At 78.3% G+C, this 913-nt stretch carries 1 protein-coding gene and 1 pseudogene; one reads left to right on the forward strand and one right to left on the reverse strand.

The window, feature by feature from the left end; genetic code table 11:
- A pseudogene (locus ND748_RS32920) lies at positions 1-622 on the reverse strand (hypothetical protein); the annotation flags it as partial.
- On the opposite strand from ND748_RS32920, the gene ND748_RS32925 reads away from it, so the two are divergent.
- Complete coding sequence (locus tag ND748_RS32925; RefSeq protein ID WP_251750150.1) at positions 621-881, forward strand: hypothetical protein; 261 nt, start codon at positions 621-623, stop codon at positions 879-881. The pseudogene ND748_RS32920 and the gene ND748_RS32925 overlap by 2 nt on opposite strands.
- The last annotated feature ends 32 nt before the right edge of the window (positions 882-913 follow it).

The raw sequence follows: 913 nt of genomic DNA on the forward strand, positions 1-913 counted from the left end.
CTGCGGCCATGGCCGCGAGGGTGCCCTGTGCCACCACCGGCGGCACGGCGGCCGTGACGGAGGCGGGCGGCGCGACCGTCGGATCGGCCACCGGCACCGCGGGCGGCGCCGACATGGCCTCAGCGGCCTGGACCGGGTCGGCCGGCCGGGGCGCGCTGCTCGCCGGCGCCGTTGGCACGGGGGAAACGGCCGTCCCAGGCATGGCCCCCGCCTGCATTTCCGCGGGGGGCACCGCCGCCGCAGGCACTGCTGTCGCGGGCCCTGCCGCCGCGGGCATCGCCGTGGCTGGAGCGGCCGGCGAAGGCGCCGCCGACGGCGGAACCGCCGCAGGGTTCACCGCCGACACAGCCGGCAGGTATCCGGGCGCCGCGTACACGTCCATGGCGGACGCGCCCGCCAGTCGTGCGCACATCGCCTCCGTGGTCCGCAGGAACTCCACCTGCGCCTCGGTCATCAGATGCTGATAGGCGGCCTGGACCTGGGCGGTTTGCCGATGTGCCTCGACGAACGCGGTCCACCAGCCCGGCCCGGCGACGACATCGCCCACCAGCGCCGCGTCGGGCGACGGTGCAACCGCCGGCACCTGCGAGGTGGCGACCGGCAAGCCGGCGGTCGGCGCCATGGGCATCGGCTCCGCGGCCGGGGGCGCCGACATCGGCTCCGCGGACGGCGGTGCAAGTGTCGCCTCCGCGAGCGGCGGTGGCGGGATCGGACCCGCGGACGACGGCGCGGGTGTCGGCTCCGCGGCCGGCGGTGCAGGTGTCGGACCTGCGGCCGGCGGCGCGGACGCCGGCCGTGCCGCCGAGGTATCCACGGCTGGCGACGGTGCGCCGGGCTGCGTCGGCGGTCCGACGGTCGGCGCCGTCGGGATCGCGCCGTGAACCGGTGCCGGGGCTGGCTGTGGGGCGGGGAC

It is taken from the genome of Frankia sp. AiPs1 (assembly GCF_023716945.1).
GTDB lineage: Bacteria > Actinomycetota > Actinomycetes > Frankiales > Frankiaceae > Frankia.

Coding starts and splice junctions, on each gene's coding strand:
- ND748_RS32925 (WP_251750150.1), top strand. CDS start 621: ATGGGCATCGGCTCCGCGGCCGGGGGCGCCGACATCGGCTCCGCGGAC.